The 3832-nt window shown below is 39.0% G+C and carries 3 protein-coding genes; all 3 read right to left on the reverse strand.

The features are described from left to right. Window positions 1–62 precede the first annotated feature (62 nt). The 3 genes from FJR37_RS25640 to FJR37_RS25650 all read right to left on the reverse strand — a co-directional run bounded on the left by FJR37_RS25640 (window position 63) and on the right by FJR37_RS25650 (window position 3802). Window positions 63–359, reverse strand: coding sequence for a hypothetical protein (locus tag FJR37_RS25640; RefSeq protein WP_039200703.1), 297 nt, complete (start codon window positions 357–359; stop codon window positions 63–65). A gap of 1064 nt (window positions 360–1423) precedes the next feature. After that, a complete protein-coding gene (gene galE, locus FJR37_RS25645) occupies window positions 1424–2422 on the reverse strand; it encodes a UDP-glucose 4-epimerase GalE (protein ID WP_168467476.1) in 999 nt (332 codons plus the stop codon). Between the two features lie 249 nt (window positions 2423–2671). Continuing rightward, complete coding sequence (locus tag FJR37_RS25650; protein ID WP_168467477.1) at window positions 2672–3802, reverse strand: acyltransferase family protein; 1131 nt, start codon at window positions 3800–3802, stop codon at window positions 2672–2674. Window positions 3803–3832: the final 30 nt, after the last annotated feature.

A 3832-nucleotide genomic window follows, 5' to 3' on the forward strand; every position in this document is an offset into this window, starting at 1 on the left:
GTCAGTGAGTGTGTAACTGATAGTGGTGAAAACTGGCATTGTTTAGTCGCTGTTCCTCAAAGTTAGAACTTAGCTTGTTTTTGCAAGATCCGTTCAAGAGTTAAATTAAATTGAGATTTACCTTCAAAAACAGTGCCGACTTTACCTTTATTAAAATGGATATTATTTAATTTGTAAGCTTGGTCTGTTAAGGGTACATTGCCAACAGCACTGACAAACTCAGGTGCTTTATCCATGTATAATTCTAAAAATTCTCTTAGATTTGGTTTTTGCCGCAGAGATTTATAGCTGACATATATAAACAGTGGACGAGAAAATGGTCGGTATTTTCCCCACTTCACACTTGTCCGTGAAGGCATCACTGCACCAGTACCACTATCTACAGATATGTAATATATGGTACAGAATCAAAAAATAGGGAAAACTTAGATAGGTTTAGGGCATCGCAGGGACAATCGTGTAATTAATTACGCCCTACCACTTAGAAAAGAGAGATTATTCAAGACTCCATAGAGTAGCGGTAATATCCATTCTGTTGTTAATTATACTCAAAAAGGCTTGATTGTTTGATTCTAAACGTAGGGGTAAGGCAAAATCTCATTGGTGTCAACTTAACGTAAAACCCATAGCCCGCCTGGGAATGAATTCCCAGTCTCATAGCAAAAGTTGTCTTTTGATGACTAAAAGAACTAGAAATTTTTTTCTCGTTCCCATACTCTGTATGGGAATGGATTCTAGAAGGCTCTGCCTTCTATGAAAACGGAGGCAGAGCCTCTGTAATAGCATTCCCAGTCAGAGACTGGGAACGAGATAACGAGATATCATCAGGATTTGAGCTTACAGCAATTTCCAATCTTATGAGGTACATCTTAGCCCCCTCATCGCTTGCGGGGAGGGGGTTGGGGGTGGGGTTCTTGTTCCGGGTTTGATGACAATTTGCTGTAAGTTTGAAAGCATAGTTGACGAATGGCTGAAACAATACTTTCAAGCGCAGCTTAATCAGTGTTGTTGGGCGATGTTAGCGCAGCGGCACGAAGTGCGGAATGAACACTTTCTTGATTTTTTTTCAAATATTTGATATACTTTTCGACAGTACATATATAATATTATGAACCTATTGTCGGGAAATGTCAATAGATGCCTGAAGATTTGATGTCCTATTCTTTGCTCTCTCCAAACCTCTCCCCTGCGAGGGGAGAGGCTTTGACTACCCCTACAAATCTAGGTCTTTCATCTCGTTCCCAGTCTCTGACTGGGAATGAATTCTAGAAGGCTCTGCCTTCAATGATATTAGAGGCAGAGCCTCATCAACTGCATTCCTAGTCAGAGACTAGGAACGAGATGTGGTAGGGATTTGAGCTTAAATTGACACCAATGAAGCTCTTGCTTTACTCCTACACATCTGGGTTCTTTGTTAGGGTTTTTATTTATCCCTTTGTTGATGCCATTGCCAAGCGTGAGAGACGATATCTTTAATACCTGGATATTGGGGTTGCCAATTTAAGATTTTCTGAGCTTTTTCGCTTGTACCAATTAAGGCTGGAGGATCTCCAGGACGGCGATCGCATTCTTTGACTGATATTACCATACCTGTGACATCTTCTGCCGCAGCAATCACTTCTCTAACTGAAAAACCGTTACCATTACCTAAGTTAAAAACTTCGCTTTCACCACCATTTAATAAATATTCTAGTCCCAAAATATGGGCATCGGCTAAATCATTAACATGAATATAATCCCGAATACAAGTACCATCAGGAGTAGGATAATCAGTCCCAAAAATGCTAATAGCTTCCCGTTGACCTAATGCTGTTTGTAACACTAAAGGGATTAAATGGGTTTCGGGATGGTGATCTTCTCCTAATAATCCTTCAGGGTTAGCACCGGCAGCATTAAAATAGCGGAAACGTACTGATTTAAAATTGTATGCCACATCAAAATCAGTTAATATCCTTTCTACCATTAATTTAGTTGCCCCATAGGGATTAATGGGATTTTGGGGATGATCTTCCGTAATCGGAATAAAATTCGGTACACCATAGGTGGCACAGGTGGAAGAAAAGACGAATTTATGAATTGAAGCTGCTAACATTGACTCTAATAATGTCAGCGTTCCTAAAACATTATTCCGGTAATATTTAGCTGGGTCAGTGACAGATTCACCTACATAAGCATAGGCAGAAAAGTGCATAACTGCGGCAAAATGGCGACTCTGAAAAAGATGATCTAATAAAGTGCGATCGCTCGTATCCCCTTCTATCAATTCTACCTCTAAAACCTCTTCTACCAAATCCCGATGTCCATACACCAAGTTATCCAGGATGACTACCTCATAACCAGCTTGCTTGAGTGCTAACACTGTATGAGAACCAATATATCCTGCTCCCCCTGTCACCAAAATGCTAGGTTTTCTCGCTGACATAGTTTATTTCTCCTTGATGGTCATTTTGTTAATCTAATTTAAGTAGGTTGGCGTTGAAAATTATCGTTATAGCAAGGCAAGAGGCAAGAGGCAAGAGTAAAGAAGTTTTCAGCGATTTTACGTTTCTTTACACAGTTTGGTTTTATTGTGTTCACCTACTTAGCTTAATTTGAAATAAGATCCCCGACTTCTTAAAGAAGTCGGGGATCTGAATCTCTGGTTAATATGCCTGTCCCAGCAAAATTTTATTTACACTTTAATAAACCAGCGTTTCTGATACATTAAGACAGCCACACCATACCAAAATAACAAGGTAACAAATGCAAACAAAAATGAGCCGTTGAAATTTCCTGACCAAGATGCAAAGATATTTTTGTAAATCCAATCATATACGCTAACGGCAGTTTCACCTGTACCCAGTTGAGTTTTGGCTATGATTTTAATTAAGAATACAGAAGCTACAAAAAGAGCGATCGCATTTAATCCCATGATCTCAAAAGGCTTACTCCAGCGTTTAATTAGCCTCACTTCTATCAACTCATAACAAGCTGCTAATAACATTAACGCCCAACCAGAGGTAAATAAAACATAGGAACTTGTCCAAATTTTCTTATTAATGGGAAATGACACATCCCAAATAATTGCAATTACCAAACAACACAAACCAAACAATACTAAATCCATGCTAGTTTGTGAACTAGCCTGTTTTTTATCTTTAATCCATTGCCCTGTAAAATAACCAGCCAAAACGCTAACTATTGCCGGAATAGTGCTGAAAAGTCCTTCTGGGTCTCCCATAAAATTAAACCCATCACCTTTATACAAATGTGCTTTGGGAATAATCAATCTATCAATAAATGCACCAAAATTACCTTCTCGCGTCAGCACTCCCGCACCATAATCAGGAACAGGAACATACATCATTGTTAACCAATAAGCAAGGAGTAAGCCTCCTGCTACTAACCATTGACTTTTGCGAGGTAATTTTAAAACTATTAAAGATGCAAAAAGATAAGTTAAAGCAATCCGTTGTAATATCCCCATCAAGCGGATACTACTTAAATCAAAAGTCCAAACACCTTGATTCCAAAAACCATTTAATACTAAACCCAATATAAATAGAATCGCAGTCCGGCGCAGGATGCGTAAGTAAACTGCTTTGGTAGGTTTGTTATCTGCGGTATATTTTGCTAAAGAAAAGGTCATTGCTACACCGACAATGAATAAAAAGCAGGGAAATATTAAATCAGTAGGTGTACAACCGTGCCATTGGGCATGACTCAGGGAACGATAAACATCATCTGCAACTCCGGCCATATTAGCGAGAATCATCGCTGCAATGGTGATACCACGAAACACATCAAGTGAACTCAGACGCATAAGCAGAATAATCTATTTGAGGATCTTACC

The organism is Aphanizomenon sp. UHCC 0183, from assembly GCF_009712065.1.
GTDB lineage: Bacteria > Cyanobacteriota > Cyanobacteriia > Cyanobacteriales > Nostocaceae > Dolichospermum > Dolichospermum heterosporum.

What these genes read in the sequence shown, in the direction of transcription:
- FJR37_RS25640 (WP_039200703.1), bottom strand. Translation starts at nt 359, where the DNA reads ATGCCTTCACGGACAAGTGTGAAGTGGGGAAAATACCGACCATTTTCT.
- galE (WP_168467476.1), bottom strand. Translation starts at nt 2,422, where the DNA reads ATGTCAGCGAGAAAACCTAGCATTTTGGTGACAGGGGGAGCAGGATAT.
- FJR37_RS25650 (WP_168467477.1), bottom strand. Translation starts at nt 3,802, where the DNA reads ATGCGTCTGAGTTCACTTGATGTGTTTCGTGGTATCACCATTGCAGCG.